At 64.7% G+C, this 26,941-nt stretch carries 29 protein-coding genes; 20 read left to right on the top strand and 9 right to left on the bottom strand.

Annotated features, from left to right (window positions below):
- Window positions 1-91: 91 nt before the first annotated feature.
- The 6 genes from HWX03_RS33080 to fdhD all read right to left on the bottom strand — a co-directional run bounded on the left by HWX03_RS33080 (window position 92) and on the right by fdhD (window position 4,922).
- Complete coding sequence (locus HWX03_RS33080) at window positions 92-460, bottom strand: LysR substrate-binding domain-containing protein (protein ID WP_175874162.1); 369 nt, start codon at window positions 458-460, stop codon at window positions 92-94.
- Between the two features lie 106 nt (window positions 461-566).
- Complete coding sequence (gene moaD / locus HWX03_RS33075) at window positions 567-824, bottom strand: molybdopterin converting factor subunit 1 (protein ID WP_006498429.1); 258 nt, start codon at window positions 822-824, stop codon at window positions 567-569.
- Between the two features lie 52 nt (window positions 825-876).
- Window positions 877-1,449 (bottom strand): molybdenum cofactor biosynthesis protein MoaE, encoded by a 573-nt coding sequence (locus HWX03_RS33070; protein ID WP_175821457.1) that lies wholly within the window; start codon window positions 1,447-1,449, stop codon window positions 877-879.
- Window positions 1,450-1,496: 47 nt separating this feature from the next.
- On the bottom strand, window positions 1,497-2,621 hold the full coding sequence (gene moaA, locus HWX03_RS33065) for a GTP 3',8-cyclase MoaA (RefSeq protein ID WP_175874161.1): 1,125 nt from the start codon (window positions 2,619-2,621) through the stop codon (window positions 1,497-1,499).
- A gap of 217 nt (window positions 2,622-2,838) precedes the next feature.
- The gene (gene glp, locus HWX03_RS33060; protein ID WP_175874160.1) at window positions 2,839-4,053 is read right to left on the bottom strand and encodes a gephyrin-like molybdotransferase Glp; all 1,215 of its coding nucleotides are present in this window, start codon (window positions 4,051-4,053) and stop codon (window positions 2,839-2,841) included.
- Entirely contained in the window at window positions 4,050-4,922 is an 873-nt protein-coding gene (gene fdhD, locus HWX03_RS33055) for a formate dehydrogenase accessory sulfurtransferase FdhD (protein ID WP_175874159.1), read from the bottom strand. The genes glp and fdhD overlap by 4 nt, the downstream gene beginning before the upstream one ends.
- 422 nt (window positions 4,923-5,344) lie before the next feature.
- Here fdhD and HWX03_RS33050 point away from each other — a divergent pair, with 422 nt between their 5' ends.
- From HWX03_RS33050 to HWX03_RS33035, 4 genes are all read left to right on the top strand, one after another.
- The gene (locus HWX03_RS33050) at window positions 5,345-6,745 is read left to right on the top strand and encodes a cytochrome ubiquinol oxidase subunit I (protein ID WP_174432900.1); all 1,401 of its coding nucleotides are present in this window, start codon (window positions 5,345-5,347) and stop codon (window positions 6,743-6,745) included.
- Between the two features lie 2 nt (window positions 6,746-6,747).
- Complete coding sequence (gene cydB, locus HWX03_RS33045) at window positions 6,748-7,755, top strand: cytochrome d ubiquinol oxidase subunit II (RefSeq protein ID WP_174432901.1); 1,008 nt, start codon at window positions 6,748-6,750, stop codon at window positions 7,753-7,755.
- A gap of 160 nt (window positions 7,756-7,915) precedes the next feature.
- On the top strand, window positions 7,916-8,836 hold the full coding sequence (locus tag HWX03_RS33040) for a bestrophin family ion channel (RefSeq protein WP_174432902.1): 921 nt from the start codon (window positions 7,916-7,918) through the stop codon (window positions 8,834-8,836).
- A 92-nt stretch (window positions 8,837-8,928) separates the two neighbouring features.
- On the top strand, window positions 8,929-9,342 hold the full coding sequence (locus HWX03_RS33035; RefSeq protein WP_175874158.1) for a VOC family protein: 414 nt from the start codon (window positions 8,929-8,931) through the stop codon (window positions 9,340-9,342).
- A gap of 9 nt (window positions 9,343-9,351) precedes the next feature.
- On the opposite strand, the gene trpS is transcribed toward HWX03_RS33035, so the two are convergent.
- Window positions 9,352-10,365, bottom strand: coding sequence for a tryptophan--tRNA ligase (gene trpS, locus HWX03_RS33030; RefSeq protein WP_175874157.1), 1,014 nt, complete (start codon window positions 10,363-10,365; stop codon window positions 9,352-9,354).
- A 932-nt stretch (window positions 10,366-11,297) separates the two neighbouring features.
- Between trpS and HWX03_RS33025 the strand changes: the two genes are divergently transcribed.
- The 4 genes from HWX03_RS33025 to HWX03_RS33010 all read left to right on the top strand — a co-directional run bounded on the left by HWX03_RS33025 (window position 11,298) and on the right by HWX03_RS33010 (window position 13,419).
- The gene (locus HWX03_RS33025; protein ID WP_175874156.1) at window positions 11,298-11,939 is read left to right on the top strand and encodes a hypothetical protein; all 642 of its coding nucleotides are present in this window, start codon (window positions 11,298-11,300) and stop codon (window positions 11,937-11,939) included.
- An 80-nt stretch (window positions 11,940-12,019) separates the two neighbouring features.
- Complete coding sequence (locus HWX03_RS33020; protein ID WP_069619142.1) at window positions 12,020-12,352, top strand: RebB family R body protein; 333 nt, start codon at window positions 12,020-12,022, stop codon at window positions 12,350-12,352.
- Between the two features lie 193 nt (window positions 12,353-12,545).
- Window positions 12,546-12,914 carry a RebB family R body protein gene (locus tag HWX03_RS33015; RefSeq protein ID WP_174432907.1) on the top strand — a complete coding sequence of 123 codons (369 nt, stop codon included), beginning with the start codon at window positions 12,546-12,548 and terminating at the stop codon, window positions 12,912-12,914.
- A 181-nt stretch (window positions 12,915-13,095) separates the two neighbouring features.
- Window positions 13,096-13,419: a RebB family R body protein gene (locus HWX03_RS33010; protein ID WP_175874155.1), complete on the top strand. Its 324-nt coding sequence runs from the start codon at window positions 13,096-13,098 to the stop codon at window positions 13,417-13,419.
- 86 nt (window positions 13,420-13,505) lie between these two features.
- Here HWX03_RS33010 and HWX03_RS33005 read toward each other — a convergent pair whose 3' ends face one another.
- Window positions 13,506-14,180 carry a Crp/Fnr family transcriptional regulator gene (locus tag HWX03_RS33005; protein ID WP_175821444.1) on the bottom strand — a complete coding sequence of 225 codons (675 nt, stop codon included), beginning with the start codon at window positions 14,178-14,180 and terminating at the stop codon, window positions 13,506-13,508.
- 410 nt (window positions 14,181-14,590) lie between these two features.
- Here HWX03_RS33005 and HWX03_RS33000 point away from each other — a divergent pair, with 410 nt between their 5' ends.
- From HWX03_RS33000 to HWX03_RS32970, 7 genes are all read left to right on the top strand, one after another.
- Window positions 14,591-15,148 carry a sigma-70 family RNA polymerase sigma factor gene (locus HWX03_RS33000; RefSeq protein ID WP_175874154.1) on the top strand — a complete coding sequence of 186 codons (558 nt, stop codon included), beginning with the start codon at window positions 14,591-14,593 and terminating at the stop codon, window positions 15,146-15,148.
- A 114-nt stretch (window positions 15,149-15,262) separates the two neighbouring features.
- Window positions 15,263-15,556, top strand: a complete 294-nt coding sequence (locus HWX03_RS32995; RefSeq protein ID WP_175874153.1) for a RebB family R body protein — start codon at window positions 15,263-15,265, stop codon at window positions 15,554-15,556.
- Window positions 15,557-15,585: 29 nt separating this feature from the next.
- Window positions 15,586-16,197 (top strand): hypothetical protein, encoded by a 612-nt coding sequence (locus tag HWX03_RS32990; protein ID WP_175874152.1) that lies wholly within the window; start codon window positions 15,586-15,588, stop codon window positions 16,195-16,197.
- A gap of 212 nt (window positions 16,198-16,409) precedes the next feature.
- The gene (locus HWX03_RS32985; protein WP_175874151.1) at window positions 16,410-16,856 is read left to right on the top strand and encodes a hypothetical protein; all 447 of its coding nucleotides are present in this window, start codon (window positions 16,410-16,412) and stop codon (window positions 16,854-16,856) included.
- 792 nt (window positions 16,857-17,648) lie between these two features.
- Window positions 17,649-18,899: an MFS transporter gene (locus HWX03_RS32980; protein WP_175874150.1), complete on the top strand. Its 1,251-nt coding sequence runs from the start codon at window positions 17,649-17,651 to the stop codon at window positions 18,897-18,899.
- 122 nt (window positions 18,900-19,021) lie between these two features.
- Window positions 19,022-19,744, top strand: a complete 723-nt coding sequence (locus tag HWX03_RS32975; RefSeq protein WP_175874149.1) for a TetR/AcrR family transcriptional regulator — start codon at window positions 19,022-19,024, stop codon at window positions 19,742-19,744.
- A 210-nt stretch (window positions 19,745-19,954) separates the two neighbouring features.
- Window positions 19,955-21,187: a porin gene (locus HWX03_RS32970; protein WP_175874148.1), complete on the top strand. Its 1,233-nt coding sequence runs from the start codon at window positions 19,955-19,957 to the stop codon at window positions 21,185-21,187.
- Between the two features lie 130 nt (window positions 21,188-21,317).
- Here the strand turns inward: HWX03_RS32970 and HWX03_RS32965 are convergent, their stop codons facing one another.
- Window positions 21,318-23,015: an extracellular solute-binding protein gene (locus HWX03_RS32965; RefSeq protein WP_175874147.1), complete on the bottom strand. Its 1,698-nt coding sequence runs from the start codon at window positions 23,013-23,015 to the stop codon at window positions 21,318-21,320.
- Between the two features lie 16 nt (window positions 23,016-23,031).
- Between HWX03_RS32965 and HWX03_RS37370 the strand changes: the two genes are divergently transcribed.
- From HWX03_RS37370 to HWX03_RS32940, 5 genes are read left to right on the top strand one after another with little or no spacing between them, the layout of a single operon-like run.
- Window positions 23,032-23,481, top strand: coding sequence for a YciI family protein (locus HWX03_RS37370; protein ID WP_347879547.1), 450 nt, complete (start codon window positions 23,032-23,034; stop codon window positions 23,479-23,481).
- Complete coding sequence (locus tag HWX03_RS32955) at window positions 23,478-24,455, top strand: NAD(P)-dependent oxidoreductase (RefSeq protein ID WP_347879546.1); 978 nt, start codon at window positions 23,478-23,480, stop codon at window positions 24,453-24,455. The genes HWX03_RS37370 and HWX03_RS32955 overlap by 4 nt, the downstream gene beginning before the upstream one ends.
- Window positions 24,448-25,650, top strand: coding sequence for an alpha/beta fold hydrolase (locus tag HWX03_RS32950; RefSeq protein WP_175874145.1), 1,203 nt, complete (start codon window positions 24,448-24,450; stop codon window positions 25,648-25,650). Before HWX03_RS32955 ends, HWX03_RS32950 begins: the two co-directional genes overlap by 8 nt.
- An 11-nt stretch (window positions 25,651-25,661) precedes the next feature.
- Window positions 25,662-26,573 carry an intradiol ring-cleavage dioxygenase gene (locus HWX03_RS32945; RefSeq protein ID WP_175874144.1) on the top strand — a complete coding sequence of 304 codons (912 nt, stop codon included), beginning with the start codon at window positions 25,662-25,664 and terminating at the stop codon, window positions 26,571-26,573.
- Window positions 26,574-26,584: 11 nt separating this feature from the next.
- Window positions 26,585-26,929: a Dabb family protein gene (locus HWX03_RS32940; protein ID WP_175874143.1), complete on the top strand. Its 345-nt coding sequence runs from the start codon at window positions 26,585-26,587 to the stop codon at window positions 26,927-26,929.
- Window positions 26,930-26,941 lie beyond the last annotated feature (12 nt).

The following is a 26,941-nucleotide window of genomic DNA, read 5'->3' as shown; positions in this document are numbered from 1 at the left end:
GGACCGATTTTGTGCAACAAAGCCTAGCCGTATTAGGCAGATGAACCCGAGCGTCCTGAAGTAGGTTTTGAGTGGCAAAGGCCTTGTGGGGTCACCAAGTTTGCTTCCAGACTCTGGCCCAAGCCACCTGTTCGAAATGACTTTGACTCGGGCATCCCAGGGGGGCCTGTTGCCATCGTGCGACCAGAAAATCGCTGGACGCAGTCAGGCGCCGCGGCACCGGCTCCCGGCGCGCTCGAACCAGGCTGATTTTGGATGCCACGCCCTCCCATTCGGGAAGCACGCGCACCAGCTGGCCGCTACGCAGGTCGTCGTGTACGTCCCATGTCTCGCGCAGCGAAATCCCCAGACCGGCCACACACCATTCCCGTAATACCTCACCGTTGTCACTACAGAACGTTCCGTTGATGTGACCTGCTCCCGGTTTCTTTTGCGCGAAGGGTGCCGCATCGAACCGCATCCATCACGCCGCAGATCTCGACGCGCATCGGCGCCACCGCAATGGTCGTGTTCGCCACGAAAGTGTTGAAGTGGCTGCATTGAAGATCGCGGCCGCGTGATCCGCATCATCCCCCCGTCACCGGCGGAAAGAACGCGACCTCGCTATCCTCCCGCACGACGAATTCCCCGGTCACCATTTCGAGGTTCACGGCCGCCCGCACCGGGCGGTCCATCCGCAGCGCGTCCGCGCTGCGCGCGTCGCGCGCGGCCAGCGTGCCGCGCAGCGCGTCGACGGTGAGTTCGCGGGCATCGATTTCGACGGTTTCTTCATCGAGCGCCAGTTGTTCGCGAATGCTCGCGAAGTATTTGATCGTCAGTTTCATTGTGATGTCTCGAGCAGGAGCGGCGGAATCGGAAAACGCGCAGCGAACGCGGTCAACCCCAGCGCCGCATCGCCTGGTCGTCGTGCGCCTTTGCCTCGACCCAGCCGGATTCGCCGTCGTGCCGGATTTCCTTCTTCCAGAACGGCGCATGGGTCTTCAGGAAATCCATCAGGAATTCGCACGCATCGAACGCGGACGCGCGATGCGCGGCGGCCACCACGACCAGCACGACGGGCTGGCCGAGCGGAATGCGGCCGACGCGGTGCACGATCCTGACCGCCTCGAGCCGCCAGCGTGCAGTCGCCTCCTCGACGATGCTCCACAGCGCCTGTTCGGTCATCGTCGGGTAGTGCTCGACTTCCAGCGCGACGACGTCGTCGACGTCGCCTTCCTTGCGCACCACCCCGAGAAAATTCACGACCGCACCGACATTCGGATTGCGAACGATCGGTGCAAGCTCCGCGCCCGCGTCGATCGGCGCATGCTGCACGCGCACTTCGAATCCGGCCGCAATCGCGGGCGCCGGTTCGGGGTGCGGGTCGGTCGCATCGACGGGCGGCGCGGGGCTGCCGGCACGCAGCGGATCGTCCGGCAGCCCGGCGCGGGATTCGGTGAAGGTCGTCATGACAGGTTCTCCAGTGGGCGGCGCATCCGGTGTCGCGCGGCGGCCCGTCAGCCGCCGACGAGCGACATGCGCACGGTCGGATAGGTCTTGCCCGACGCGCGGGCCGGCCGTGCGGCCCGGCGCTCGGAATAGCGGTCGTCGCGTTGCATCCAGCGTGCGCGCACGGCGGCGGCGAGGTCGCCGGTCGAGGCCGCATCGCCGAGCCACGGCCGCAGGTCGGTGCCTTGCGTCGCGAACAGGCACGTATAAAGCTGGCCGTCGGCCGACACGCGGGCGCGCGAGCAGGTGCCGCAAAACGGATGCGACACGCTCGCGATGAAGCCGACTTCGCCTGCGCCATCGATGTGTGCGCAACGGATCGCGGTGGCGTCGTGCCCCGGCTCGCCGACGAGCACGAGCGGGTAGTGTTCGTCGATCAGCTCGCGCATCCGCGCGGCCGGCACGACCTTGTCGCCGGACCAGAAGCTGGCGCCGCCGACATCCATGTATTCGATGAAACGCACGGCCACGCCCGTATGCCGGAAGTGCCGCACGAGCGGCAGGATCTGGTCGTCGTTCACGCCGCGCTCGATCACCGCGTTGACCTTCACCGGCGCGAGCCCGGCCGCATGCGCGGCCTCGATGCCGGCCAGCACGCGCGACACCGGCACGTCGGCGTCGCTCATCCGGCGGAACATCGCGTCGTCGAGCGCATCGAGGCTCACGGTCACGCGCGACAGGCCCGCGTCGCGCAACGCGTGCGCCTTCGCGGCGAGCAGCGAGCCGTTGGTCGTCAACGCGATTTCGACGGGCTTGCCGTCGACGGTCGTCAACGCGGCGAGCCGTTCGATCAGCGCTTCGAGGTGGCGGCGCAGCAGCGGCTCGCCGCCCGTGATGCGGATCTTCTCGACGCCGAGTGACGTAAAGGCGCGCGCGATCTTTTCCAGTTGCGCGAACGACAATCGTTCGGACGACGGCATGAACGCGTAGTCGGCGCCGAAACTTTCGCGCGGCATGCAGTAGCCGCAGCGGAAATTGCACTGGTCGATGACGGACAGGCGCAGGTCGCGCAGCGGACGGCCGAGCGTGTCGGACGGGCGGGGGAAAGCGCCGGGCGCTGCGCCGCCGGATGAAGCGGCGGCGGCCGGCGCGGCGGAAACGATGGCATTCACGATCGGGTCGTCGGCCTGCATGAAGTAAGCGGAGGGGCGTCGCCGCTCGGCCGTGCGGGTGCCGACGTGTCGGCGCACAGGTCGTGACGAGCCTCATCGTGAGCATAGTCCGCCGGGTTTTGCCGGCAGAGACACAATCGCGCCCGAATTGCAGGAATACAGTTCGCCGAGCGGGATGCGCAACAGGCGCGGCGAATGGGGCGAAGGCGGCGCATCGGGCGGATATTCGACGTCGTGCTCATGCGAGCCAACGCGCGAATTCGTAGTACGGTACCGCGTCGCCGCGCGCGATGCGCCGCCCGGCCGGCAGCCGCGCGAGCCCGCTGGCCAGCACCAGCGACTGCAGCGTGCCGGCGCCTTGCTGACGCAGCGTATCGAGCACCGGCGCGCCGTCGGCGCCCACCGTACAGCACACGCGCACGAAGCGCTCGCGCTGCGCATCCGGCTCGAAGCCGGTGTCGATCGGCAGCGACGGCACGATCGGCAGGCACGCGTCGCGCCCTTGCAGGCGGCGGATCAGCGGCGCGACGAACAGCGCGAACGCCGTCATCGCGGCACCCGGATTGCCGGGCAGCAGCACCACCGGCCGCGCATCGAGCCGCGCGAGCGCGACCGGCTTGCCGGGCTTCATGCGCACGCCGGCGACGAGGAACGACGCGCCGAGCGCGGCCAGCGCGGGGCGCAGCAGGTCCTTGTCGCCGACCGATGCGCCGCCGACGCAGATCACGAGGTCGCACTGCGCGTGCAGGTCGCGCAGCGCCCGATCGACGGCGGCCGTCGTATCGGCCGCATGCATGCGCATCGCGACGTCGGCACCGGTTCCCGCGACCAGCGCGGCGAGCATCGGCGCGTTGCTGTTGTAGATCTGCTGCGGCGCACGCGGCTCGCCGCACACGACCAACTCGTCGCCGGTCGTCAGGATGCCGACACGCAGCGCCGCGCGCACGTCGATCCGAGCGAACCCTTGCGCGGCGGCCACGCCGATGTGCATCGCGCCCATCCGCACGCCGGCCGGCAGGAGCCGGTCGCCGGCGCGCACTTCCTCGCCGCGGCGGCGGATGTGCGACCCGCTGCGTTGGGGCGTGTCGAACGTGACGCCGCCGTCCTGTTCGTGCGCATGCTCCTGCATCACGACGGTGTCGGCGCCGGGCGGAATCAGGCTGCCGGTGAAGAGGCGTGCGGCCGTGCGCGGCGCCAGCGGCGCCGGTATGTCGCCGGCATAGCAGCGCTGCGCGACGCGCAGCGGCTCGCCGTGCGCGAGGTCCGCATGACGCACGGCGTAGCCGTCCATCGCGCTCTGGTCGGCCGGCGGCTGGTCGAGCACCGCGGTCAGCGGCGCGGCCAGTACGTGGCCGGCTGCTTGCGCGACCGGCACGGACGCGGCGGCCTCGAGCGGCGCGAACGCGCCGGCGAATTGTTGCTGCGCGGTATCGAAATCGAACAGGTGTTTCATGACGAGTGGGCCGGATGCGCCTGTGCAGGCGTCGATGGGTCGAGGTGAACGGCAGCGGGCGACACGTATTCGACGAAGCCGTCGTTGCGGCAGAAGCCGAGCAGCCGCACGCCGGCTTCGCGGGCGACGTCGATCGCGAGCGACGTCGGCGCCGAGATCGTCGCGATCATCGGGATGCCGATCCGCGCGGCCTTGCGCACCAGTTCGTAGCTCGCGCGGCTCGACAGGAACACGAAACCCGCGCGCAGGTCGGCGCGGCGGCGCGCGAGCTGCCCGATCAGCTTGTCGAGCGCGTTGTGGCGGCCGACGTCCTCGAACACGTCGAGCACGGCGCCGTCGCGGTCGCACCACGCGGCCGCGTGGATGCCGCCCGTCTCGCGCATCAGCGTCTGCCGGGCCGGCAACGCACGCGCGGCGTGCGCGATCGCGTCGGCGCCGATGCCCGCGGCGGTGCCGGCGGCCGCGATACGCGGCGGGTGCAGGTCGAGCTGGGCGATGCTTTCGATGCCGCACACGCCGCAGCCCGTGCGGCCGGCCAGCGCGCGGCGGTGCGCCTTCAGCGCCATGAACGCCTGCTGCGACACGGTGAGCCGCACTTCGGCGCTGCCGGGCCGGCATTCGCTTTCGATGTCGAAAACGTCCGACGCGCGCTCGACGATGCCTTCGCTCAGCGCGAAGCCGAGGCCGAACGCGTCGAGGTCGATCGGCGTCGCCATCATGACCGTGTGCGAGATGCCGTTGAACACGAGTGCAACCGGGGTTTCGTCGACGACGCGATCGACGGTGTCGCACGCGTCGCCGGCACGATGGCGCGTCACCTGACACGCGGTGCTGCCGGTCGGATCGTCGCGGCGGGTGCAGGACTCCATGCAGGTTTCTCCAGGCGGGGCGGCCGGCGGGCCGGCCGGGCTCGGCGCATGCGCCGAACGACGGGAATCGATGCTGCCGGGCGGACGCCGAAGGGCGCACGACCGCCGCGGGCAGGCGTTGCATAACATGTTAAGTGGAGTGAACAGTGCGCCGGAGGCACAGCGCCGCCACGCGGAAAGCAGTACAGCTGATGGTCCCGCCGGCACGAAAACTATTTTCCGTGCACACATCTTTGGCGGCGCAAGCAGCACAGTTTCAGCGCACGTTCGAGTGATTGCGAGTATCGTTGCAAACGCGATATCGTCATTCACGCTTCGATGCCGTGCGAGCGACCGATTGTGCTCGCATGTGTTGTCGCCAAGCCGTCGCGCGATTTCCTGCTTCGGGCGTACGTCCTCACAACCACGAGCAAATTACGGTCATGGAAATCTTCGATGCGTTCCATCTCGCCCGATTGCAATTCGCATTCACGGTGTCGTTCCACATCGTGTTCCCCGCGATCAGCATCGGCATGGCGAGCTTCCTGGCGGTGCTGGAATGGCGCTATCTCGTCACCGGCGACGCCGCCTACAAATCCATGTTTCAGTTCTGGTCGAAGATCTTCGCGATCGGCTTCGGGATGGGGGTGGTCTCCGGCGTCGTGATGGCGTACGAGTTCGGCACCAACTGGGCCGGCTTCTCGCGCGTCGCGGGCAACATCACGGGGCCGCTGCTCACGTACGAAGTCCTGACGGCGTTCTTCCTCGAAGCCGGCTTCCTCGGCGTGATGCTGTTCGGCTGGCAGCGCGTCAGCCCGCGCGCGCACTTCTTCGCGACGCTGATGGTCGCGGTCGGCACGCTGATCTCGACGTTCTGGATTCTCGCGTCGAACAGCTTCATGCAGACGCCGCAAGGCTACAAGATCGAGAACGGCCTCGTCGTGCCGGTCGACTGGTTCAAGATCGTCTTCAACCCGTCGTTTCCGTACCGTCTCGTGCACATGACGATCGCGGCGTTCATCGTCGCGGGCTTCATCGTTGCCGCCTGCGGCGCATGGCACCTGCTGAAGGGGCGCCGCGACGAGCCGGTGAAGCGCAGCTTCTCGATGGCGCTGTGGATGCTGCTGGTGCTCGCGCCGATCCAGATCGTCGTCGGCGACGCGCACGGGCTGAACACGCGCGAATACCAGCCGGCGAAGATCGCGGCGATCGAAGGGCTGTGGGAAACCGAGAAGGGCGGCACCGCGCTGAACCTCGTCGGTCTGCCCGACATGCAGGCCGAAACCACCCGCTATGCGATCCAGGTGCCGCACCTCGGCAGCCTGATCCTCACGCACAGCTGGGACGGCGAGATCCGCGGGCTGAAGGAATTCGCGCCGCAGGACCGCCCGTATTCGCCGATCATCTTCTGGACGTTCCGGATCATGGCCGGCCTCGGGATGCTGATGCTGCTGACCGCGCTGCTCGGGCTGCTGCTGAGAAAGGGCGGACGCCTGTATGAAACGCGCTGGTTCCAGTGGTTCGTGGTGGCGATGGGGCCGTCGGGCATCGTCGCGCTGCTGGCCGGCTGGATCACGACCGAGGTCGGGCGGCAGCCGTGGACCGTGTACGGCGTGCTGCGCACCATCGATTCGGTCGCGCCGCTCAGCGCGCAACAGGTCGGCGTGTCGCTGCTGATCTTCGTGGTCGTGTACTTCCTGGTATTCGGAACGGGTATCTACTACATGATGAAACTGATGAAGCGCGGGCCGGCTGCCCAGGCCGGCTACATCGAGCTGCACCGGCATCCGGGGCTGCGCAAGAGCGCGCTGTCCACGCCGCTGAACGTCACCGAGGCGGAGTAACCATGCACATCGATCTTCCTGTCGTCTGGGCCGCGATCATCGGCCTCGGCGTATTCATCTACGTGATGCTGGACGGCTTCGATCTCGGCATCGGGCTGCTGTTTCCGTTCTTCGATGCGAAGGCCGAGCGCCAGGTGATGCTCGACACCGTCGCGCCGGTGTGGGACGGCAACGAGACGTTCCTCGTGCTCGGCGGCGCGGGCCTCTACGGCGCGTTCCCGGTCGTGTATTCGACGCTGCTGCCGGCCAACTACCTGCCGCTGGTGCTGATGCTGGTCGGGCTGATCTTCCGGGGCGCCGCGTTCGAGCTGCGCGCGAAAGCCACCCGCACGCAGCACATGTGGGACCTCGCGTTCATCGGCGGCTCGGCGCTCGCGGCGTTCTGCCAGGGGATCGTGCTCGGTTCGCTGCTGCAGGGCATCAAGATCGAGAACAACCAGTTCGCGGGCGGGCCGTTCGACTGGCTGTCGCCGTTCAGCCTGCTGTGCGGGATCGGCGTGCTCGTCACCTATGCGACGCTCGGCTGCGGCTGGCTGATCCTGAAGGTCGACGGCGAATTGCAGCGCAAGATGCGGTTGCTGATGAAGCCGCTCACGGGCGTGCTGCTCGCGGTGATGGGCGTGGTCAGCCTGTGGACCGTGATCGGGCTGCCGGCCGTCGCGCACCGCTGGTTCGGCAGCGGCAACCTCGGCTGGTTCCTGCCGGTGCCGATCCTCGTCGTCGCATGCGTGTGGGGCATCTTCCACTCGGTGAAGCGTGCGCACGAGGCCACGCCGTTCCTGCTGACGCTTGCGCTCGTGTTCCTCGGCTACACGGGGCTCGTGATCAGCATCTGGCCGAACATCGTGCCGCCGTCGCTGACGATCTGGGACGCGTCGTCGAGCCATTCGAGCCAGTTGTTCGCGCTCGTCGGCACCGTGATCGTGCTGCCGATCATCCTCGTGTACAACGCGATGCAGTACCGCGTGTTCCGCGGCAAGGTGCGCGAGGGCGACATCGGCTATCACTGAGCGCCAAGCGAGGTGACGGGGCGCGGCGCTTGCGTATCATCACGCGCAGCGCGGCGCCCGGCCCGGCACCCGACGAAAAGCGGCCCGCCACGCGCGGGCCGTTGCACATCGGGTGCGGTCGCAACGGGTGGCGTATTCCTTTGGCAGTCGAGAAAACATCATGATCGTCAGACCACGACAGAACTGGCTCCGGATGCTGTTCGTATGGAACGGCTCCGTGCTGCAATCGATCATTCCGCAGCTCGTGTTCATGGCGATCGTCAGCACGCTGGCGGTCTTCACGAACGGGCGCATCTTCGGCGAGAAGATTCCGCTCAACACCGCGCCGTTCACGCTGTTCGGGCTCGCGCTCGCGATCTTCCTCGGGTTTCGCAACAACGCGAGCTTCGAGCGCTTCAAGGAGGCGCGGCATCTGTGGGGCAACCTGCTGATCGCCGCACGCGCCGTGACGTCGCAACTGCATCGCTACCTGCCCGACGGCGTGAGCGACGCCGAGCGCAACCGGCTCGCCGATCTGCTGATCGCGCTCGCGTATGCGCTGAAACACCAGCTGCGTCATACCGATCCGACCGAAGACCTGCGGCGGATTCTCGGGGCGGAGCGCACGGCCGCGCTCGGCGGCAAATGCTACAAGCCGGTCGCGATACTCGACGAACTGCGTGGCGGCATCGTCCGTGCGCTGGGGCGCGCGCCCGGCAGCGACGCGACCTGCTGGATGTTCGAGACGCAGCTCGATGAGCTCGGCAAGTCGGTCGGTGGTTGCGAGCGCATCCAGTCGACGCCGATCCCGTTCTCGTACAGCGTGCTGCTCCATCGCACCGTGTATGCGTATTGCGTGCTGCTGCCGTTCGGGCTCGTCGATTCGACGGAGTTCTTCACGCCGCTGATCTGCGTGTTCATTTCCTACACGCTGATCGCGCTCGAAGCGATCGCGAACGAAGTGGCCGAGCCGTTCGGCCTCGCGCCGAATGCGCTCGCACTCGATGCGATCACGCGCACGATCGAGCGGTCGGTGCTGGAACTCGGCGATCGGCCGATGCCCGAGGAGTTCGTGCCGGCGTCGACGTATCAGATCACGTAGGCGCATGGTCGGTAGTGTAGTCGTCGGTAAGGTTGCTCGGCCGGATCGATGACGGGTGTGTAGACTCGTGCTCGTTCAATGGAGCCCACACCATGCAACTGCTTGATCACGTGTCGATCGGCGTGCCGGATATCGACCGGGCACGCCCCTTCTACGATGCCGTCATGGCTGTGCTGGGCGCAGCCAAGGTCTACGACCGGCCCACTGCGCTCGGCTATGGCGAACGTTGCAACGCGGACGACCCCGCATCGACGTTTCTGGCGGTGTATCTGGATCCCGCCGAAGTCGGGACGAGCAAGCGGCACTGGTGTTTCAAGGCCGCTTCCCGCGAGCAGGTGCATGCGTTTTTCGAGGCTGGCCTCGCTACGGGCGGCCAGTCCGACGGTGAACCTGGGTTGCGGCCGCATTACCACGGCGACTACTACGCGGCTTTTCTGGTCGATCCGGCCGGTAACCGGATCGAGGCCGTGTGTCATGTGGCGGCGGTGGAGCGCGAGCGACCATGACGGCGCCGCTCAATCGAAATACGTGAGCCCCATCGCACCCTTCACGTCCGCAAGCGTCGCTCCTGCCACTTCCCGCGCATGCAGCGTGCCGCGCTTCAGGGTCGCCATCACTTCGGCCTTGTCGGCCTCGAATTCACGGCGGCGCGCGCGGATCGGCTCGATCAGCGCCTGTAGCCGCTCGTTCAGCACGCGCTTCACGACACTGTCGCCGAGGCCGCCGCGGCGATAGTGGGCCTTCAACTCGTCGACCTTCGCCACGTCCGGCTCGAACGCATCGAGGAACGTGAACACGACGTTGCCTTCAACCTGGCCCGGGTCGCTCACGCGCAGGTGATTCGGGTCCGTGTACATGTCCTTCACGGCCTGCGCGATCTCGTCCGGCGTCGAGCCGAGCGTGATCGCGTTGCCGAGCGACTTGCTCATCTTTGCCTTGCCGTCGATGCCAGGCAGCCGCGTGACCGCCGACAGCACGGCCTCGCATTCGACCAGCACCGGCTGCTCGACGGTCGCGTTGAAGCGGCGCACGAGTTCGTTGGTCTGCTCGATCATCGGCAACTGATCGTCGCCCACCGGCACGTGGGTCGCCTTGAACGCGGTGATGTCGGCCGCCTGGCTCACCGGGTAAGTCAGGAAGCCGGCCGGGATGTCGCGTTCGAATCCGCGCAGGCGGATTTCTTCCTTGATGGTCGGATTGCGTTCGAGGCGCGCGACCGTGACGAGATTGAGCAGGTATTGCGACAGTTCGGCGAGTTCGGGCACCTGCGACTGCACGACGATCGTCGAGATTGCCGGATCGATGCCGACTGCAAGGTAGTCGAGCGCGACCTCGATCACGTTTTCGGTGACGCGCTGGCGGCGGCCCATGTTGTCGGTGAGCGCCTGCGTATCGGCGAGCAGCAGGAATTGCGTCGCCTCGTGCTGCATCTGCACGCGTGCGCGCAGCGAGCCGATGTAGTGGCCGAGATGCAGCGGGCCGGTCGTGCGGTCGCCGGTGAGGATGGTCGGGCGGGCGGGTTGCGTCATGGTCGTCGTTGGTTCCGGGTTATCGAAGCCGCCAGCCATGATGTCAGCGCAGAAACGCAAATGCCGCCATCGCTGGCGGCATCACGTTTGGGACATGCAAAAGGAAACGGGCCGCCTGGGTCAGGCGCGCCACCAGCAATGCACGATCGGCGAGGCGGGTTTCGTTTTCATCGCGGCAGTATAGCGTAGTGCGTGGGCGGATGTGTGCGTCAGCGGATCACCGACTCCATCGCGAGATAGGCGGTTTCGGCGGACGGCCACAGCAGGTACAGCAAGCCGGCCATCAGCAGCCACGCGCCGGCGCGGACGAGCGGCATGCGGTCTTTGTGGTGCGAGGGACGGGGGGACTGCGTCGATTTCTTCATGCTTGCAGGCGCGGGGGGCGCCACTCCAACGGTTACTGCAACGGGTCGCGCGGGGCGAGGCCGGGTATGACGGGTTTTACGGGCTGGGGTGCTGTTCGGTGCCCGGGTCGTCCGGGCACGAGCGCGAAGTTTACCAGCCGCGGGGCCTTGAAAAAGGGGACGGTTGAGGGGCCGTGCCAGCTGCCCGCGTCGAGGCGACCGGCATCCTACCAGTTCGATGGGCCGGACACAGTCAAGAATTGTCGGGAACGGGCGCGGCAGCGCCGAAGGCGCGTCGCCCGCCAGTCGGCCGATGAGCGCTGTCACGCGTGGTTCGAACGTTGTCGATATCGGCTACCCGATACCCGCCGCGCGCGCGGTGCCGACCGACTTCACAGACCGGTCGCACGGTTCGTCCTTGCAGCGAGTCCCGCCGAAATTTCCGGCGGACCGTCGCACATCCCTTTCCCGGAGGACCCCATGCGATATCCGTTGCAGCACGCCGACCAAGCCGCCGTGGCGCGGCGTCCATCCAACCCCGAACCGCACGTACCCGTGTCGCGAGCGAACCTCGAGGAGGTGTAAGCCATGAGTAACGAAGCACTCGACCCCCTGCTGCGGCAGTTCGCGGAGAAGCGACTTGGGCGACCTCTCGAGCCTGGCGAAGAACAGGCGCTGCTTGAGCAGCTGCCGAGCCGGCAGGGGAACCAGCCGGCGCCCGCCGACGGCCCGGCCACGCAGGCGAGCGCCGCGAAGCCGCCCTTGCCGCAGTTCAAAACCCGGCAAGAGGCGCGCGAACAGGTCAAGCATTTTCTGCAGCTCAACCAGCAAAAGGCGTACGAGAAGATGCGCGGCATCCTGCAGACGATCGACACGCAGAACGAGACGACCCTCGGCATGCTGGCGTCGGAACAGCGGAAAGTATCGGGCGTACTCGATGCGCACGCGCCGGACGGCGACGCGCAGGCATCCGGCGCAGCCGAGATTCAGGACAGCACCCGCGAGGCGCTGACGATGATCGGGGAACAGTTGACGGGCCTGATCCGGCAGGAAATCGAAGCATGCTTCCGGCAATACGGCGATGCGCTCGCCGAACGGCTTGCCGAATCGCTCGCCGCGAGGCTCGACGCGATGGAGGACCGGTTGCGAAACATCGGCGCCGGTCCGGCCGAACCGCACGAATGCACCGCTGCCGTTCACGATACGCCCGGCCCAGCGTCCATGGAGTAGCACGCGGGTCATGCGGCCGAACGCGAAACCGGCCGGCCCCGATGTGCGACCTCTCAACTACGTGAACCAAGGAGCAACAAATGGCTGATACGTGTCAAGTGTGCCAGGTCAATCCCGCGATTACCGATGCGGTCACACAGGTCAACGTCAAGGTGGTCGCGGAAGCGCCGGCAATGGCGATGGGCTCGCTGTACCAGGCCCAGAGCCATTCGCTCAGCATCCTGTTCGAGAACGCGGTGCAGCAGCAGTCGCAGGCCGCGATCCAGTCGCAAACGTCGACGAACGTGGGGACGATGCAGCTCTACACGATCGGGCCGGAAAGCGCGGGCGCGGCCGCCACGGAAATCGGCGCGAACGGGATCATTTCCATCCTGGCCGACGTGATCGCGATCGGGAAGGCCGTGACCAAGTAGTAAGGCGTCATCGCAGCACCGTGGTCGAGCGGCGGCGCAAGCGGCACGCGCCGCCGATACCGCCGCCGTGCCGCGGATCCGCAGCATGACCGCCGGCGCCTGACCAGCGGTGCCGCGTGGTGTTCCGGAGTAACCGACAGAGCGGGCAGAGCCGATTCGATGCGGCGCCCGTTCGCGAACCAGGAGAAATACGATGCCGAACGACGAAAACGACTCGAATGACAAGAAGGACTCGAAGGACCCCTGCAAGACCTGCGCGGTCAACGCCGCGATCACCGACGCGGTCACGCAGACCAACGTCAAGGTGGTCGGCGAAGCGCCCGCGATGGCAACGGGCTCGCTGTACCAGGCGCAGAGCCATTCGCTCAGCGTGCTGTTCGAGAACGCCGTGCAGCAGCAGTCGCAGTCCGCGGTGCAGCTGCCGACGTCGACGAACGTGGGCACGATGCAGCTGTACACGCTCGGGCCGGCGAGCGCCGGCGCCGCCGCGACCGAAATCGGCTCGAACGGCGTGCTGTCCGTGCTGGCTGACGTGCTGGCGCTCGGCAAGGCGCTGGCCTGACGCGTAACCCGGCGTCGGCGCCGGGCGGCGGCCCCGATCGCGGTGGCTGTCGCCCGGCGCCCGACGTCCTGTCGACGCCCGTGACGCCGGACATCCTGGCGCGTATCGACGGCGCCGACCGATCCCATCCATGCTTTCGCCGTGACTGCGCCGCAGCGGCGAGCAAACCAGGAGCAACGACATGCCGGAACAGGTTTCCCCTGCGATGACCGATGCAGTCACGCAAGCCAACGTCAAGGTGGTGGGCGAAGCGCCCGCCGTGGCCTTGGGCACGCTCATGCAGTCGAACAGCCATGCGTCCGCGATCCTGCTTCACAACGCGGTGCAGATGCAGGCGAACCAGGCGGCGTCCAACCTTGCCGCCACGACCGTCGGCATCATGCAGCTCTATGCGGGCTCGCCGGTGGCGCAGGCCAGTGCGGCGCGGTCGGCGAACGACAGCTTCGTCTCGCAACTGGCCGCCGTCGCGCAGTTGATGAACGCCATCGGCCACGGGCGCGGCTGACCTTCACCACGCGCCGCGCAACGCGGCGCGCGCAACTCGTCCGCACGGCGGCGCTGCATGACGCACGCGCTTGCCGGGGCGGGGCGTCAATTGGCGTCGACGATGGTCCGGAGCTGCTCCGGCTTCTGGATCGTCACACCGTGTTCGTGTAGCCGGATCAGTCCGTCGCGCTGCATCTTCTGCAGGCTGCTGTTCAGTCGCGGCCGGCTGACGTTGAGCATCGCGGCGAGGATGCTCTGGCTCTCCGGCAGCGGCACCTCGAGATCGTTTCCTTGCATGCGGTTCAGCAGATGGCGCGCGAGCCGTGCTTCGAGCCGGTACAGGCACGCCGACTCGACGAAGTCGCTCAACTGGTGAATGTGCCGGCACAGCTGCTCGTGGATGCGCACCATGAATTCCGCGTTGGCCTGCAGCGGCGCGAAGTGCTGGCGATGCAGCAGCGAAATGCGGCAGTCGGGGCTCAACTGGGCGGTGAAGCTGCGCCGGTGTGCGCGAATCAGCGTGTTTTCGCCGATGAGGTCGCCCGGTATCGAGTGGCCGAGAATGATCTCGCGCCCGCCGGGTTCGTGCAGCGTCCTGTAGACACGGCCATGGTGCACGAACGCGACGAAATCCCCCGGATCGCCCTTGAAGAACAACAGGCGATTGCCGTGTTCGGGCCACGGCGTGACGTGCCGCTCGATGTGAGCGAGCAGGCTTTCCGGGAGATCGGCGAGTATCGATATATTGCGCAGCGTTCGAGCATTAGCAAGGGCAGGCATGTTTTCCGCGCGAGGTTGTTTGACGATGCGGCCACCTAGCGAAAAACGCTGCCTTCGGCATTACGTGAAAAATGAATAATGAAAGTATTGAAATAATCGGCAGGCAGTCCGGACAGAGCGGCACTTTGGCGGCAAGCGCGCTTGATCGACCGACATGGAAAGCAGCATGCCGGCGCACGGATGCATCGCGGCGGTAGTCGTTCTTTTTCATCGCAATGCCGTTATTCAGTCTGGCCCGGCGGCGCACCTGAAACGACGGATCGGGCTATGCCGGTGAATTAAAATTTCCGTTCATAATAATCAAGAAAATTTACCGAAACAGATTATCGTTATATCGGTGTTACACGGGTAACAGCGCCATTCCCGGCATCGAATCGATTCTGTGTTTTCCATAAAAAGGAAGACACGGGATGACAACCTCGAACCAGCACGCTGCCCCGACGCCCGAGTCTTCGGCGCAGCAGCTCGACCGCACGTGGCGGGAAATGCAGGGGAAATTGCGGCGCCGCGCGCGCCTGTTGTGCAAGGGGGATATTCACCGTGCCGACGAACTGCTTTCCGATACCGCCCTGAAGGTCCACATTTACCTGCAGCGCTCGCCCGAGCGCGTCAGGAACCTGTCGGGCTTTCTTTTTCTGGCGCTGAACCACGCGTTCCTCGATGGCGCGCGCCGCCGTCTGCGCGAAAGCGGCATGCTCGAATTCGACCCGGCCTGGGACGACGATCACGCCGTCGAGCTGGCCGGCCACGCGCCGTCGGTGGAACAGCATCTGCTGCTCCGGCAACAGCTGCTGCGCCTCGAGCAGGCGCTGTCCATGCTGTCCCCGCAGCAGCAGATGCTGTTCACTCTGAAGTTCGAGGAGGACCGGCCCTATCTGCACATCGCCGCGACGCTCGGGATCAACGAGCCGCTTGCCAGAAAGCGCGTCGAGCTGCTGCGCAAGAAGTTGCGCGAGGAACTCGCGTGAGCGCGTTCACGAATGCGGGCACGCAGCGTTCCTAACGGCATGCGCGGGGTCGATGGCCTGCCGGCCCGCCCGTTCCTTCAATCGCATGCCGGAGCCGAGATCCGAGGAGGCCTCGTGGCAGACAAAGTCAATGAGCAGATTACCGATGCGCTGACGCAGACCAACGTCAACGTCGTCGCGGGCTCGCCGTCCCAGGCGCTGGGCATGCTTTACCAGATGTTCAGCCAGGCCGTCGGCATCTCGGCGCAGAACATGACGCAGCAGCAGGCGGCGCTGAACCAGATTTCGAACGCCGTCGTGTCGAAGGCCGTGGCCATGATCCTGTCCGTCGAAGCATCGCCGAAGCCGCCATCGGGCGGCGCGTCGCTGCCCGCGGCGGGCGGCTCGCCGACGGGTTCCACGCATTAGCACGCGACGACTATCGGGATACCTGAATCATGAACATGAAAGGTCTTTTGGGCGGACGCGGAGACGACGCGACGCAGGCGCCGGACGATGTCGCGGACGCCGCAGCAGAAGCAGCGGCGCGGGCCGAGGTTGCGCCGCACGATGCGACGCCGACAGCAGGCAAGCGCGCGTGGCCGGTCAACCGGTTGCGCAGGTTCACCGATGGGCTGAAGGCGCCGGACCAGATCGCGGGTGCGACCGGGTCCGCCCCGTCGGCGCTGCGGACCGTGCAGGCGATCAACGCGGAGGTGGCGTCCTACGCGACGACGCAGATCGCCGTCGGCCCGAACATGATGATCACGCAGGCCGGCGGCATGGTCGCGCAGGCGGCGGCCAACTACTTCGAGGCGACGACGTCGCTGGCGATCGCGGGCAAGAGCGTGCTGATGAAGGACCTCGCGCAGAAGACCGTCGACGAGAACGTGAAAGGCATGGCGATGGATGCGGTGGGCCTGCTGTTGACGGACCTGTTCGTCGCGACCGCGGCGATCGTCGCGGGCGCCGCGGAGGCGATCGAAGGGGAGGCCGCGAGCGTCGCGCTCGACCGGATCGACGAGAGCCTGCAGAAGTATCAGGCGCTGCTGGACAAGAAGGGCGCGTAGGGTGCGGCGTCGATGACGAACGTCGCGGGCAATCATGCGCCGTGAACCGCGGGCGATCGACTGCCGCGCGTGCAGCGACACGGTATCAATCGACACGACCCGCCGGGCCGTCAGGCCCGATGCGGGGTGTGAGCGGCGGGAGCGACGCACGTTCCTGGTTGAACACGTCGCGGCCTGCTATCTGCAGTCCTGTCTAATCATGTGAGGAACCCATGTCCTACATCATTCAGAACGTACACGGTCCCGCGCCGCTGGGGGTTGGCGAGCGCGAATGGGGCGATGCGACGGAAATCGATTTCGGCGCGATGACGAGCTGCATCGCGCTCGTCGAGCAGACACCGGGCCAGCCGACGCTGGTGCGCGGGATCCATTTGTCGATCGTCAGCCCCGACGGCACGAAGGTCTACGATTCGGCGGCGGATGTCGCCGGACAGGTCGAGACGATCATGCAGCAGAGCGGCGACATGCGTGCGTGTCTCGGGCGCATCGACCTCTGGCAGGCCAACGAGTCGCAAGAGGTGCAGGATTTCTTCGCCGGATTGATGATGAGCCTCGCCATGACCCAATGGGTGAAGGTGCCGGACGGCAACCTGCGGGTGCGGATCCACGGCGGCGTGATGCAGTATCAGAAGGGCACCGACGCCTGGACCAACGTGTAGTCGGCACGATCCGTCGAAACCGGTGCCCGCGATGCGAGCGGGCGCCGGTGACATATCGGCTGGGGGTATCGACTATCCGCTTGGTTGCGTCGAAAAATCCATTTGTCGACACTAACACGCATGTGTTGAACCGTTCCGGGCGGGCATTCCAAGTCGAACTGCTCACGCCGCACGTTACCCATGTCGCGTCCAGCTTTTTACTCGTCGACACGAAACCAAACATCGTTTCGCGCAAAGCAGCCTGTCCGGCCAGGTGCAGCAGGCCGGTCATCGGCCGGTAATCGTGGATATGCCACGCGGCCGGCACATGTTCGCGACCTTCATTTGTGCTTCGACCTCCTTCAACCAGCCGATCTTTTTCGCTCCACTGAGCCGGGGCTTCCGCATGACGAGGATTCGCCCGCGTCCATGCCCACGGTAACGACGAGAAAGACGTCACGAAGGGGGCTGTACAGGCAACCAACTATCCGTTACCCGACGGATTCGCGTCGAATCTGTCCAGTTTCGATAAATCCCGCCGCTTTTCGATGCCAGGCAGGACCATACCGGGTTTTCTCTAGATATCTGGTTGGACACTCGTACAGATAATGGCGGCGAATTGACGGGGTGCTCGGGTGCATCGTGCGATACCGCGGAAGGTGGCGCACCTGAACCTGTCGCCCACACCCGTCGATCAGGGAATGGCAGGTAGTCCGGCAGCCGATTCCATTGCCGAGCGCCTCCTTGCACGGGCAGCGGCGGAAGGAGCGGAATCCGGCTACAGGCGGACAGGGGTTACTTAGGAGCGAGGCGATGTCGACGAAGGTTGAAGTAGGGTCACCGAACCGGTGGCATGTTTTGTTCGCGAGTTTTCTCGCCTACATGTTCGATGCAATGGACTTCATGCTGCTCGCCGTCGCGATGCCGGCGATCATGGCGGATATGCACCTGTCCCTCACGATGGCCGGACTGATCGGAACGGCAACGCTGATCGGAGTAGGGTTCAGCAGCGTCCTGATCGGCTGGTACGCGGACAACCATGGACGCAAGAAGGCGCTGGTCGGAAGCCTGCTCGTCTTTGGCGTGTTTACAGCCGCCGTGGGCTTTGCGCAGGACTGGAGCCATTTGATGATCTTCCGATTCCTGGCGGGCCTCGGTCTCGGCGGGGTATGGGGCGTCGCCGCAGCTTTCATCAGCGAGGTCTTTCCGTCGCGACAACGGGGTCGCGCCGCATCGTTCGTCATCAGTGCATGGCCGATCGGGTTCGGGGCCGCGGCCCTGCTCGCGCGATTCGTGCTGCCGGCGTACGGCTGGCGCGTGCTGTTCTTCTGCGGGGTCGGCGCGGTGGTGGCGGCACTCTATACGCAGGTCTTCGTGCGTGAATCGGAAGCGTGGCTCGCCGATCGTGCGTCGACGTCGGCGGCCAGGCGTTCGGTGTCCGTCTGGGAAATCTTCTCGGACGAGCTGCGCGTCACGACGATCCTGGGCACCCTGGCGGCCACTTGCGCGCTGGTCGGCTACTGGGGCGCGAATACATGGATTCCGACTTACCTGGTCAAGGAGCGCGGACTCGGCACGGCAAGCATGACGGCCTTCGTGATCCTGCTCAATGTGGGCATGTTCGCCGGACTGCACTTCTTCGGCTGGCTGGGGGACCGGATCGGGCGCGATCGGGCCGTCGTCGTGTCGTTCATCGGGGCCGCCGTGATGTTGCCGATCTATGCAGTGATGCGAAACGACACGATGTTGCTCTGGATGGGTCCGCTGACTGCGCTCTTCTTTCCGTTCGGTGGTCTTTTCGGGGCGTACTTCGGCGAGTTGTACCCGTCTCGCGTCCGAAGTCTGGGCGCCGGATTTTGCTTCAACTTCGGACGGGGACTGTCGGCATTTGCGCCGTTCGCGCTCGGCGCGATCGCCACGAAATCCAGTTTGGCGACCGGCATTGCGCTTTGCAGCATAGCGTTCGGCTTCGCCGCGATCTTCACGGTCATGCTCTCGCGCGCTCAACGGCGCCGTGTATCACCGGCTCGACCGGCCTCCGGCGTGCAACTCGCAAGGGAATGACGGCGGGAGAATCGATCGAAGCAGCATGCTTGGGGCCCGGGGACGCGTAAATCGGGAAAAAGCGCCGTGCGATAATTGAAACTGTACAGATGTCCAATTTCGCGCGGTCCATTTCCAGTCCTATGAAGAAGCCCTCCCTTTCAAGCGGAACGGCGCAGCGTAGCCGCGTCGCGACAAACCTGCCGGGTGTGGCCCGGGCCCGGACACGCAAGGCCGGCGATGCGACGCGGGAGAAGATCCTGAATGCCGCGGAAGCGCTCTTTGCGGAAAACGGCTTCCACGGTACGTCGATGCGACAGGTGGCGGAGGCGTCGGATGTGCGTATTGCACTCGTCACTTACCACTTCGGCACCAAGGATCTTCTGTTCGACAAGGTGATTGAGCGGCGTGCTTCCGTCATGGCGCATCATCGCATTCAGGCGCTGGATCTTGCGAGGTTGCGCGCTTCGGATGGCCCGATTCCGGTGAAGGATCTCGTCGAGGGCTATGTCTGGCCCTTCGTCGAGCGCAGTGTCAACGGCGGGCAGGGCTGGAAGCATTACTCGCTGGTGATCTCTCGGCTGGCCAACTCGCCGAGTGCGGCGAAGGTGATCAGCAAGCATTTCGATGCGGTCGCTCGACAGTATCTGGTGGAGTTTCGCCGGGCGATGCCGGGTGTTGCGGAAACGGACGTTTACCACGGCTTCAGTTTCATGGTCGGTGCGATGGTGGCGCTCAGCGCTGAACCGGGGCGCGTCGAGTTGTTGTCCGCGGGGCGCTTTGCATCGACGGATCTGACGCAGGCCTACCAGCGGCTCGTTCCGTTTCTGGTCAGCGGTTTTGACGGGCTCACCTTGTCCGTATAGTTCCTGTTGCCGGAACCTGGCGACCACGTCATGCAGGCAGTCAGATCGAAATATTTCCATCTGGTATTCATAAAAATTCGGATAACTAAAATAAGAGGGGCGAACGTATCAATTGAAATCCGCTGATCGAGCGGTGTGAGGCTCGTCGTGGATCGATAGAAGAACGTTGTATTAATTTTGCATGACTAAATATAAAGGCGAGGTATGGAGATGAAACGAGTCGTACGGGTGATGGTGGCCGCAATGTCTTGCGCGTGGGCGTACGGTTCATGTGCGCAAGGCAGCGTCACGTTGTACGGGGTCATCGATCCGGATGTGGTGTTTGTCAGCAACGCGCAAGTCAACAAGGCGGGCGGCGCCCTTCATGGTCACCGCCAGGTCTCGATGCTGGATGCGTCGACGTCGGCGTATGCCGGCAGCCGGTTCGGGCTCCAGGGGAAGGAAGACCTGGGCGGCGGGACGTCAGCGATCTTTACCCTGGAGAACGGCTTCAATGCGGCGAACGGCGCACTCGGGCAAGGCGGGGCGTTGTTCGGCCGACAGGCATTTGTCGGGCTGGCCAACGAGCGCATCGGCAAAGTGACGCTTGGGCGGCAATATTCGCCCGTCGTCGATTTCCTGTCGCCGATGACGGCAATCGTGCAATGGGGCGGCTTTATCGCCGCGCATCCCGACGATATCGACAACCTCGGCATGACGGCTCGCCAGAACAACGCGGTGAAAGTTGCGTCGCCTACGTGGCACGGATGGTCGGCAAGTGCGATGTACGGAGTCGGCGGTGTAGCGAGACATGCGTCGCAGAATCAGACCATTGCCGCCGGCCTCGGTTACACGAGTGGGGCGTTACGGATCGGCTTCGGCTACATGAGCGCGTACGATCCGAATGTCTCGATATGGGGGAGTCAGCCCAACGGTGGCGGCAGTGAGGTGAACAACATCGGCTCGCTTGGCTCGGCGACCACGCCGGAAAAGAATCCGGTGATTGCCGGCTATGCGTCCGCGCACCGGTTGCAGACGGCAGGTGCCGGCGCGAGCTATGCACTCGGTCGTGCGACGCTGGGCGCGATCTACACGAACACACGCTTCATCGGCCTCGGCTCGGCCGCCGGCCCGAACCCGCTGGGCTACGCCGGCAGCGCCACATTCAACACGATCGAGGTCAATGGCGCGTACCGGATCACGCCCGCGTTGTCGCTGGGCGCCGCATACTCGTACACGCTGGCACACGGTCCCGAAGCCAACAATGCGCATTACAACCAGGCCAACGCCGGCATCCATTACGCGCTGTCGAAACGGACGGACGTCTACATGGTCGCGGTCTATCAACGGGCATCGGGCGTCGATTCGCTCGGGCAAGCCGCAGTGGCGTCCATCAACGGCATGACGCCGTCGGCGTCACGGCAACAGTTCGTCGACGCGATCGGCCTGGCGCATCGATTCTGACCGGGACGCTGCATGCGCGGCCGGGGCTGCCGCGCATGCAACACGTGTTTGTCGTTCGCCCACGGAATCGGTTGACGAGGGTCAATATGCGGCGCCCGCGGCGTGGCCGGTAGCGGCCGCTGATGCGCGGCTAGTCGTCCAGCACGGTATCCAGAAGGTCCTGCACTCGGCCCTGCAGTTTCTGCAGCGCATCTTCGTGCGAGATCCGGCCGCAGAGGGCGTCGTGGATCTCGATGCCCACGACCTCCTCGATTCGGCTATACACCGGCGTAATTGGCCGCATCGTATTGGAAATGAGGCCGTTGCGTGCCAGCTTGTCGACGAAGCTGACGATCGGCGACACGATGTTCAGTTCAGGGTCGGAGCTGACGCTGAAGCGCGGTGCAACCGGCAGTTCATTGCGCGCATTCGACTTCATCGCCTGCGATGAAGTCATCCACTGGATCGCCTGGTGAGCGAGTGCTGCCCGCTCGGGTGGGAGGTTGCTCGGAACGGCGAGGAAAAAGCCGCCGATGGGCACCGATCGTCGTACGCCGTGGATATTGGGATGGGGAAGAAACGTCACCTTGCCCTTTACTTTGGACCGGATATCCAGCTCGAGGCGAGCGGCACGCATCGACCATGCGTAACAAAGTGCGGCGCGTCCGGACATGAATTCGCCGAGACTGTCGTCCCAGTCGAAGGTGAGTGTATCGGGCGGGGAAACGCTCAGCAGTTGCTCCATGAATGCCAGTGTCGTGCGCGCCTCCTTGCTGTCGAGGCCGGCACGCCCGCCCGGGTGGCGTGCGCGCGTTCGACCCGTCGATGCGCTGCTGGCGATGATCGAGCCGCCGTGCGCGTTCAGGAAAAACATGAAGGCGCTGGCGATCGGCATGCCGCGTGCGGCATTCCAGACGAGGCCGTACTGGTCACGCTTGGGTTTGTGCAGGCGACGCGCCACGGCAAGGAGATTCCTGGGGGTCGTCGGGTACGCCAGCGCATTGCTCTCGAAAATGTCCCGGCGTGCGAGCAGGCTTTCGACCGTGACGTAAACCGGCAATCCATAGAGGCAATCGTCGTACGTGACACATTCCAGGGCGGCCGGATGAAAATCGGGCAGATTGGCGGATGCGCCATGAACATCGATGTCCAGTGGCGAGATCAACTCCTTCTGGGCAAATTCGGCGAGCCACGGATAGTTCAGCGTGATGATGTCGAACTCGGATTCGTTCCGGGCGCCGTTGGCGAGTGCCTTCTCGTACAGATCCTGCAGGTGCGCGAGTTCGAAGTCCTCGCTTCTGCCGGCGTTGGCGCGGAAGTCGATCCAGAGATTGCGCAGCGCCGAAAAATAATTGTCGTCGTGAAACAGGAACCGCAGCCGCTTTCCGTTGCCGTCTTTTGATTCGAGAAGATTGGACGGGGGCACCAGATGCTGAAGCGATTTCCTCGGTTCACCAAAATAATATTGCTCGGAGCTCTGGCTGTCGTCACGCTGCCCCACCAGCATAGCGACCAGGGATTTGACGTGGAGCGCGAGCGCTTCGAACCCTTGCAGCAGCTTGCTGCTGGGAAGGAGCACGCGGGCTTTTCCGGTAGGCGATGCCGGCGCGATGTCGATCAACCCTTCGTCGATCAGGATGTTGATGCGCCGGTGGGCGGTTCCGTATGGAAGGCCGGATGCCGCGATGAGTTGCGAAATCGATACCGCTTGCTGCAACAGTTTCGCTCGAACCAGGTGGCTGGTCAGCGCCCAGTCCGAATCGGGCGACATGCCGGCTATCTGTGCCGCGAACGGCGCCCGGGTGTCGTCTATGAACTCAATGATTCTTAGAAATTCGTGTTCGTTCATCGTGTTGACGTCAGTGATGTCTCCCGCCATCGGCTCGACCGCACGTGCCGACCGAGCGGAATATCCATTCTGGACGACCGGGCGATTGGTGTCCAGAGCGATCCCCTTTAGTCTAGGTTCCGTCGCTGGCGTGCTGATGAACGAACCGGGCGCCGACTACTTAACCGAGGAGGGAAGCATGTATTTCGTCATCCATTGTGTTGACCGTGAAGGCGCGCTGGAGCGCCGGCTCGCGAACTACGAAGCACACAAGGCCTATCTGGCCGGCGCGAAGGTGCGATCGATCATTTCCGGGCCGCTGGTATCGGACAACGGAGAAACGATGATCGGAAGCTTTTTCCTGGTCGAGGCCGAAGGCAAGGAAGAGGTGATCGCATTCAACCGGAACGACCCGTTCAGCGCGGCAGAAGTCTGGGGGCAAGTCAGCATCCACCCGTTCCTCAAGCGCGTAGACATCCGGGCATGACGCACGTACGGACGTCGCTGGCGGTCAGCGCCAGGCGCGAACGCCGTCGCGACGTCGAGATCGGAAATGAAATCATGAAAGACACCATTGCATTCATCGGGCTCGGAAAGATGGGGCTTCCGATGGCCGCGCATATCGCCCGCAGCGGCCATGCGCTCACGGGATTCGATACGTCCGGCGTGCGTCAAGCTGCGGCGCGAGACGCCGGGCTGACCGTGACGTCGGCGCTCGAAAGTCTCCTGGGATCGAGTGGCGTTGTCATTTCTTCGCTGCCGAACGATGCCGCGCTTCTGAGCGTGGGCGAGCAGATTGCCCGGCATGCGGCAGCCGGTTCGATCTTCATCGATACGAGCACGGTTTCGGTCGACGCGTCGGCCAGGGTCGCGGAGCAACTCGCGCGTGCAGGCATCACGTATCTGCGTTGCACGGTGTCCGGAAACACCGTGATGGCGGAGGCCGCGAAACTGACCGTCATGGTCTCGGGCGGCCGCGCGGCATTCGATGCATGCAACGGATTGTTCGATAGTTGGGGAGACAAGTGCTTCTACCTGGGCGAAGCCGAACAGGCCAAGCTGATGAAGCTGTCGATCAATCTCATGATTGCCCACACTGCGGGAATGCTGGCCGAAGCGTTGTCGCTCGGGCAAAAAGGCGGGCTCGCATGGTCGGACATGTGGCAGGTCGTCGAGGCCAGCGCAGTCGGGTCACCCATTCTGAAGGCGAAGGCCGGCGCGTTGTCGAAGCGGGATTTCACGGCAACCTTCACGGTCGAGCAGATGCGCAAGGACGTCGGGCTCATCCTCGATGCCGGAAGGTCATTGAACGTCCCGCTGGGCCTCACGGCGCTGACGGCTCAGTTGTTGTCCAGCGCGTCGGCGTGCGGCTATGCGGACGAGGACTACGCGGCAGTCATCAAGGTGATCGAGCACGCGGCGAACGTGACCGGTAATGGTGTCGAGGTGGAAGGTGCTTGAGTACTTTGACGATTACGCGTGGAACCTTGCGCTCGGCATGGCGCTCGACATGGGGGCCAACATGGACGAGATCGATCGTGCGTCACGCACGCTGCGCGATCGAAGCACGCAGGATGACAGCGATCCTGCGAAGGCATTTTTCCACGCCTGGGCCGATGCCGCCGCGCAACTGGTCGAGAAGGCCGAGCTGGATCAGCGGAACGGCAATAGTCTGAGTGCGTCCGAGAAGTATCGTCGCGCCGCCGTCTTGTATATCACCGCGGAGCGGATGCCGCCGCATGACTATGCGCCGCGCATCGACGCGTATGACCGGCTGCTGGCGTGTTTTTCCCGGTACGTGTCGCTCGGCGGCGTCAATTGCGAGCGCGTGCTCGTGCCCTATGAAGGATCGGTTTTGCCGGCGCTGTTCGTGCGCGCGCAGGGCGAGGGCTCCGCGCCGTGCATGGTGCACTTCAACGGGCTGGACGGCCTGAAGGAGTTCCTGTTCCTGTCCGGCTTCCCGACGGCGCTTGCGCGGCGCGGCGTGTCGACGCTTGTCGTCGACAACCCGGGGGTCGGGGAAGCACTGAGAAAGCACGATCTGCACAATTTCGCGGAGGCGGAACGGCCGGCGAGCGCGTGTGTCGACTATCTCGAAGGCCGTGGCGATGTCGATGCGGAGAGGATAGGCATGGTCGCGCTGAGCATGGGCGGTCATCACGCGCCACGCGCGGCCGCGTTCGAGAGCCGGTTCAAGTGCTGTGTGGCGTGGGGCGCGAACTACGATTTCGCGGCGCGTTTTCGCCGACGTGTCGACGGCGCAATCGATCCCGGGCTGGCGCCGTCCGTGCCGCATCTCGTCGAACACATCCTGTGGGTCTTCGGGGCGAACTCCATCGCGGAGGCGCTGCCGATTGCGGAGCGCTTCACGCTCGAACGCGTGCTCGATCGTATCCGTGTGCCGATCCTCATTACGCACGGCGAGCTCGATCGCCAGATCTCGGTCGAAGATGCGTATCGCACTTACGACGGATGCATCAACAGTCCGCATCGCGAGCTTCGGATCTTTACCGCGCAGGAAGGTGGTGAGCAGCACTGCAGTATCGGCAACATGAGTCTCGCGACCGACTTCATGGCGGACTGGATTGCGGATGTGCTCGTCCGACGTTCAGCGGAACACGTGAAGGAATACGAATCGAGGCCGTCGGGCCTTTAAATGGAGACATGATGCGAAACGTCGACGAAGACACCATTACGCAGATCGTTCTCGCGCGGCATGCCGATGCGGAGAATCCGCGTCTCAAGCAGCTCATGACGAGCGTCGTGCAGCATCTGCACGCGTTCGCGCGCGATGTCGAACTGACCGAGGAAGAGTGGTTCGAAGGGATCAGGTTTCTCACCGAAGTCGGGCATATCACCGATGACAAGCGGCAGGAATTCATCCTGCTGTCCGACACGCTGGGGTTGTCGATGCTGGTCAATGCGCTCAACAACCGCAAGCCGCACGGCTGTACCGAATCGACGGTGTTCGGGCCGTTTTTCGTGGAGAACGCGCCGGCGTACCGGAATGGCGACGATGTCGCGAACGGCGCGAAAGGCGAACCGTGTTTCGTGACGGGGCGGATCGCCGGGCCGGCAGGCGAGCCGGTGCCGAATGCACGAATCGAGGTGTGGCAGGCCGATTCGGACGGCTTCTACGACGTGCAGTACAGCGACGTCGAAGGGAGTCAGGGGCGGGGCATGTTGCGCAGCCTGGCCGACGGCTCCTTCCATTTCCGCTCGATCACCGCCGAGCCTTATCCGATTCCTCACGACGGCCCGGTGGGTCGCATGCTGACGGCGCTGGGCCGGCATCCATGGCGGCCGGCGCATTTGCATTTCCTGATCGAAGCGCCGGGCTACGAGCGGCTCATTACCCATGTGTTCCGCTCCGGCGACAAGTACCTCGATTCCGATGCGGTATTCGGCGTCAGGTCGTCACTGATCACGGACTGGGTGCAGCACGCGCCCGGTAAGGCACCGGACGGCAGTCTTGTCGATACGCCGTTCAGCACGCTCGATTTCAGTTTCGTGCTCCATCGCACCGAACCTGATGCGGCCGCACCGAATCGGGCTGCAAGCAGCGATACGAACCATTAGAGGCAGGGCGCATGATCAAACACATCGTGATGTGGAATGTAAGGGGCGATACGCCGGAACAACGCACGCAGGCAATCGACCGGTTGAAAGCCGCATTCGAAAGCCTGGTCGGAAGAATCCCGGGATTGCTGCATCTGGAGATCGGCGTCGATTCGAGTCGCGTCGATTACGCGTGCGATGTCGTGCTGTACTCGGAATTCGATTCCCACGAATCGCTGGCGCAGTACGCCGTGCATGCGGAACATGTGCGCGTGAAGAACGAGCTCGGCGACATGCGTATTGCTCGGCATCAGGTGGACTACCACGTCGTGCCCGCCGGGCGTCCCGGCTACGGTGCGAATGCGTCGGACCATTGAGGAGGACGGATC

Origin of the sequence: Burkholderia sp. BCC0397 (genome assembly GCF_902832865.1) — a bacterium.
Classification (GTDB): Bacteria; Pseudomonadota; Gammaproteobacteria; order Burkholderiales; family Burkholderiaceae; genus Burkholderia.
Note: the sequence above shows the minus strand (reverse complement) of the source record. Positions and strands in the feature narration are given on the sequence as shown.

Coding starts and splice junctions, on each gene's coding strand:
- HWX03_RS33070 (WP_175821457.1), bottom strand. CDS start 1,449: ATGACGACCTTCACCGAATCCCGCGCCGGGCTGCCGGACGATCCGCTG.
- HWX03_RS32945 (WP_175874144.1), top strand. CDS start 25,662: ATGCGAAACGTCGACGAAGACACCATTACGCAGATCGTTCTCGCGCGG.
- HWX03_RS33025 (WP_175874156.1), top strand. CDS start 11,298: ATGAGTAACGAAGCACTCGACCCCCTGCTGCGGCAGTTCGCGGAGAAG.
- HWX03_RS33050 (WP_174432900.1), top strand. CDS start 5,345: ATGGAAATCTTCGATGCGTTCCATCTCGCCCGATTGCAATTCGCATTC.
- glp (WP_175874160.1), bottom strand. CDS start 4,053: ATGAAACACCTGTTCGATTTCGATACCGCGCAGCAACAATTCGCCGGC.
- HWX03_RS33035 (WP_175874158.1), top strand. CDS start 8,929: ATGCAACTGCTTGATCACGTGTCGATCGGCGTGCCGGATATCGACCGG.
- HWX03_RS32975 (WP_175874149.1), top strand. CDS start 19,022: ATGAAGAAGCCCTCCCTTTCAAGCGGAACGGCGCAGCGTAGCCGCGTC.
- HWX03_RS32965 (WP_175874147.1), bottom strand. CDS start 23,015: ATGAACGAACACGAATTTCTAAGAATCATTGAGTTCATAGACGACACC.
- HWX03_RS32940 (WP_175874143.1), top strand. CDS start 26,585: ATGATCAAACACATCGTGATGTGGAATGTAAGGGGCGATACGCCGGAA.
- cydB (WP_174432901.1), top strand. CDS start 6,748: ATGCACATCGATCTTCCTGTCGTCTGGGCCGCGATCATCGGCCTCGGC.
- HWX03_RS33000 (WP_175874154.1), top strand. CDS start 14,591: ATGACAACCTCGAACCAGCACGCTGCCCCGACGCCCGAGTCTTCGGCG.
- HWX03_RS33010 (WP_175874155.1), top strand. CDS start 13,096: ATGCCGGAACAGGTTTCCCCTGCGATGACCGATGCAGTCACGCAAGCC.
- moaD (WP_006498429.1), bottom strand. CDS start 824: ATGAAACTGACGATCAAATACTTCGCGAGCATTCGCGAACAACTGGCG.
- HWX03_RS33080 (WP_175874162.1), bottom strand. CDS start 460: ATGCGGTTCGATGCGGCACCCTTCGCGCAAAAGAAACCGGGAGCAGGT.
- HWX03_RS33020 (WP_069619142.1), top strand. CDS start 12,020: ATGGCTGATACGTGTCAAGTGTGCCAGGTCAATCCCGCGATTACCGAT.
- HWX03_RS32985 (WP_175874151.1), top strand. CDS start 16,410: ATGTCCTACATCATTCAGAACGTACACGGTCCCGCGCCGCTGGGGGTT.
- moaA (WP_175874161.1), bottom strand. CDS start 2,621: ATGCAGGCCGACGACCCGATCGTGAATGCCATCGTTTCCGCCGCGCCG.
- HWX03_RS37370 (WP_347879547.1), top strand. CDS start 23,032: ATGTCTCCCGCCATCGGCTCGACCGCACGTGCCGACCGAGCGGAATAT.
- fdhD (WP_175874159.1), bottom strand. CDS start 4,922: ATGGAGTCCTGCACCCGCCGCGACGATCCGACCGGCAGCACCGCGTGT.
- HWX03_RS33015 (WP_174432907.1), top strand. CDS start 12,546: ATGCCGAACGACGAAAACGACTCGAATGACAAGAAGGACTCGAAGGAC.
- HWX03_RS32970 (WP_175874148.1), top strand. CDS start 19,955: ATGAAACGAGTCGTACGGGTGATGGTGGCCGCAATGTCTTGCGCGTGG.
- HWX03_RS33040 (WP_174432902.1), top strand. CDS start 7,916: ATGATCGTCAGACCACGACAGAACTGGCTCCGGATGCTGTTCGTATGG.
- HWX03_RS33005 (WP_175821444.1), bottom strand. CDS start 14,180: ATGCCTGCCCTTGCTAATGCTCGAACGCTGCGCAATATATCGATACTC.
- HWX03_RS32990 (WP_175874152.1), top strand. CDS start 15,586: ATGAACATGAAAGGTCTTTTGGGCGGACGCGGAGACGACGCGACGCAG.
- trpS (WP_175874157.1), bottom strand. CDS start 10,365: ATGACGCAACCCGCCCGCCCGACCATCCTCACCGGCGACCGCACGACC.
- HWX03_RS32955 (WP_347879546.1), top strand. CDS start 23,478: ATGACGCACGTACGGACGTCGCTGGCGGTCAGCGCCAGGCGCGAACGC.
- HWX03_RS32980 (WP_175874150.1), top strand. CDS start 17,649: ATGTCGACGAAGGTTGAAGTAGGGTCACCGAACCGGTGGCATGTTTTG.